The sequence below is a fragment of the Microbacterium sp. UFMG61 genome, from assembly GCF_015354505.1.
Taxonomy (GTDB): domain Bacteria; phylum Actinomycetota; class Actinomycetes; order Actinomycetales; family Microbacteriaceae; genus Microbacterium.
In genome coordinates this window covers 1-830 of the sequence record NZ_JACAFP010000029.1, presented here as the reverse complement: position 1 = coordinate 830, position 830 = coordinate 1, and the positions used below count along the sequence as shown (strand labels likewise).

General features: G+C 68.8%; 2 pseudogenes. One reads left to right on the top strand and one right to left on the bottom strand.

Features of this window, described 5'->3' with window-relative positions:
• A pseudogene (locus IXW21_RS18100) lies at positions 1–545 on the top strand (pyridoxal phosphate-dependent decarboxylase family protein); the annotation flags it as partial.
• Between the two features lie 129 nt (positions 546–674).
• On the opposite strand, the pseudogene IXW21_RS18095 reads toward IXW21_RS18100, so the two are convergent.
• Positions 675–830, bottom strand: a pseudogene (locus tag IXW21_RS18095) (aspartate aminotransferase family protein); the annotation flags it as partial.

The window sequence follows — 830 nt, the reverse complement described above, 5'->3', positions numbered from 1 at the left end:
TCTTCGCGGGCGTCGAGCGCGCGGACTCGGTCATCGTCGATCCCCACAAGTGGCTGTTCGCGCCGTTCGACTGCTGCGCTCTGATCTACCGCGACCCCGACGCAGGCCGCCGCGCGCACACGCAGCACGCCGAATACCTCGACACCCTCACCGACGCGGGCGCCGGGTCAGCTGGATCGAGTAGTCCGACGGGCTGAAGTCGCCCGCGTGGCCTGCCGCTGTGGTTCTCCCTCGCGACCTACGGGGTGACCGCCTACCGCGAGGCCGTGAGCGCGACGCTCGCGCTCACCCGGCAGATCGCCGCAGAGATCGCGTCTCGACCGGAGCTCACGCTCGTGCGTGATCCGCAGCTCTCGGTCGTGGTGTTCGAGCGCGAGGGGTGGGAGCGCGAGGACTACGACCGCTGGTCCGACGAGCTGCTCGACTCGCAGCGCGCGTTCGTCGTGCCGAGCTCGCACCGCGGACGCCCGAACACCCGGTTCGCGATCCTCAATCCGCTCACGACCTTCGACGATCTGGTCGGCATCCTCGACACCATGAAGTAGGCCGGTCGCGCCGTTCCGTGGTGTCCCGATCTGCGGACGGTGTCCCGTTCTGCGTCCGATCGGCGGGGATTCGACCGCAGAACGGGACACCGTCCGCAGATCGGGACACCACGGAACGGCGCGACCGGCCTACTTCATGGTGTCGAGGATGCCGACCAGATCGTCGAAGGTCGTGAGCGGATTGAGGATCGCGAACCGGGTGTTCGGGCGTCCGCGGTGCGAGCTCGGCACGACGAACGCGCGCTGCGAGTCGAGCAGCTCGTCGGACCAGCGGTCGTAGTCCTC